The sequence below is a fragment of the Rhodopirellula sp. P2 genome, assembly GCF_028768465.1.
Lineage (GTDB): Bacteria > Planctomycetota > Planctomycetia > Pirellulales > Pirellulaceae > Rhodopirellula.
Map to the genome: position 1 here is coordinate 5,675,098 of NZ_CP118225.1, position 2,421 is coordinate 5,677,518.

At 56.4% G+C, this 2,421-nt stretch carries 1 protein-coding gene; it reads right to left on the reverse strand.

What is annotated here, in order from left to right; translation table 11 throughout:
• Complete coding sequence (locus PSR62_RS20025; protein WP_274404769.1) at positions 1 to 2,091, reverse strand: TolC family protein; 2,091 nt, start codon at positions 2,089 to 2,091, stop codon at positions 1 to 3.
• Positions 2,092 to 2,421 lie beyond the last annotated feature (330 nt).

A 2,421-nucleotide genomic window follows, 5' to 3' on the forward strand; every position in this document is an offset into this window, starting at 1 on the left:
CTATTCCATGCTTTCCGATGTGGTCACGTCGTCAATGGGCGTTGAGTCTTCCCATTCGATCATTCCCGATTCACTGACCAATGATCCTCCGAGTGATTCATCGTCTCGCGGCAAATCAAAGTCCGCGATGCGAGTCAAAGGTGTCAACTGATCCAGTTCAACGGGTCCGGTTTGCAACACTTCAATTTGGCTGGTGTTGCTGGGGCGAGTCGGTTCGATGCCTTCCGTCTTGAGCAACGTGCCCATTACCTTTTGCAATTCAATCAGGGAAACGATGGAAGCGACTTGAGCCGTCACCAAGAGCTGTTCCGCTTCCGTGCGACGTTTCTGAGTTTCGAGCAGATCCTCCAGCACCAAGGCGGTGGGGCCACCGTCTCCCGCCAACACTTCCCAACGTCGAGTTGCGATTTGCTCTTCACGGACGGCCGCTGCCAGCGTGATCGCTTTGCTTTCTCGCAATTGAAAATTCGCGTTCGCTTGAATCAGTGCGGTTTCAATTTCGCGCCGCGCTGTCAGCAGACTCAGCCGCAATTCCTCGCTGCGTTGTTGGTAGCGATACCGTGCTTCGCGAACCCGACTGCGAGCCGCACGACGCCCGTATGGCAAACTGTATTGCAGCATCGCGGTCAGACCGGGGCCTTCCGTGAACTGGTCACCGAAAGCTTGGAAGAATCGGTTGTCGCCGCGGAGTCCCGACAGGTACGCATCGAACACGGCATCCAGCTGAGGCTTCAGCTCATTGCGAGTCACGTTGATACTCAACCCCGCGGAGGCGAGTTCCTGGGTGGCGGCTTGGATATCAGGTCGATACTCCAATCCACGAACAATCGCGTCATGCAAGTCAATGTTTTCGCTGGGAATGTCTGGGTTCGCGAGCGGGATCAGCTCAACCGATTGATTGAGAGTCGCCAAGGCGGGGCTGCCAACCAATGTTCTCAAACGAACCTGCAATCGTCGCAACTCAGCTTCGATTTCAATCAGTCGATCGCGATCGGTTGCCAATCGACGTTGGACCTTGATCCGTTGCAACGGCCCAGAATCCAGGTCCGCGCGAGCGTCGACCAAACGGGCGATCTGTTCCCCACGTTCAATCAAGCTTCGTTGTTGCACCAGATGACAACGTCGTTCGTACAAACGCCAAAACGCTTGGAACGTTTCGACCAGATGGTTTTCCACCTCGGACCGCATTTCTTGCCAAGCGATTCGGCTGTCGATGGACGCCTGCGCGACCAGCCGGGTGTTGTAAACCTCGCCGCTGGTCGCCAGCAACGGCTGCGTGATGCTGAGGCTGATTTTCGAGTTGCCTTGCGGGTTGGGCTCGAAGAACAGACTGTTGCTATCGAGCGTCCCCAATTCTTGGGACAAATCCACCACAGCACCACGACGCGTCAGCTTCCGAAAACCACCACTGGCGGTGACCGAATTTTGAATCAGGCGATCGGGTCCGCCCGTCGTCAAGGTGCTGCCGACTGGATCGTTGATTCGGCCGTAGCCACCTTCCAGCAAAAAGGTGGGGTCAAAGACCGCATCCTGCTGGACAATCTTTTCATAGGCGATCGAAGTCCGGCGTGAAACAGCCGAGATCCGAGGGCTGGTTTCCAGCGTGTCCGTCAACACCGTGGGGAGGTCAAAGGCAACCTGCTCAGGCGATTGCAACAGCCCTGAAAAGGCCATTGCTTCCCACCATGGGGCGGCAACACTCGGATTGCCTTCAATCTCAAGGTTGCTGCCTTCGGCGGATGGATCGGCCGGCAACGGCATGCCGTCTCGGGAAGGTTCCAGAAGCGGGGCTGGAGCCGTCACCGTTTCCGGTTCCAAGGAATCCCGCCGCGCCGCCTCTGCCACGTTGAAAGCTGCCGCATCTAGAAACCGCTGGAACGAAGCGTCATTTGGCTCATCCGCCCGCATCCGTTGCGGAGAGAGCGTGAAAGCGAGCAGACAGGCAGTTCCCGCGATCCAAGCATTCACCATCGATCGTTGGCAAGGCTGATTTGCCTTGGCCAACGATTGGCACCGATTGCCCCCCGACGACCCGGCCTGCAACGGCCAGCTCGCGAGGATGCTTCGAAAATGCTGAAAGACGAGCTTCATTCCTTCCTTGACCAGAATCGTTCTTGAGCAAAGACACCGTCGCCTTCACCCCCTCTTTGACCGGGGGAAACCAAGCAACCGATTGAGCAGCTGCCCAACCGGGAAAACCAATACAGGATTTCACTACGTGTACAGATATCTTCGGAAGCATTGGTCGTGAGGATTGCAACGACCGTGACACATTTTCAAGTCAAGGTTGGTTTGACCGGTCTCAATCGACAAAGAAGGCAGGGTCAGCGGAACCGGCAAAGTCAGCGGATCCTACCTGGACACCCGTACGTCTCATGCCAGCGTGAATTTGTGTCGTTTAGGACGATGAGGCAATTCATC